Origin of the sequence: Secundilactobacillus pentosiphilus (assembly GCF_002217985.1) — a bacterium.
GTDB classification, from domain to species: Bacteria; Bacillota; Bacilli; order Lactobacillales; family Lactobacillaceae; genus Secundilactobacillus; species Secundilactobacillus pentosiphilus.
Genome location: NZ_BCMI01000111.1, coordinates 1 through 207 on the forward strand (window position 1 = coordinate 1; position 207 = coordinate 207).

Annotated in this window: 1 rRNA gene; it reads right to left on the reverse strand. The window is 51.7% G+C overall.

Annotation, left to right across the window (positions count from 1 at the left end):
- A 16S ribosomal RNA gene (locus tag CES81_RS13270) occupies nt 1-207 on the reverse strand; the annotation flags it as partial.

A 207-nucleotide genomic window follows, 5' to 3' on the forward strand; every position in this document is an offset into this window, starting at 1 on the left:
TCTTCTTCAACAACAGAGTTTTACGAGCCGAAACCCTTCTTCACTCACGCGGCGTTGCTCCATCAGACTTTCGTCCATTGTGGAAGATTCCCTACTGCTGCCTCCCGTAGGAGTTTGGGCCGTGTCTCAGTCCCAATGTGGCCGATTACCCTCTCAGGTCGGCTACGTATCATTGCCTTGGTGAACCATTACTCCACCAACTAGCTA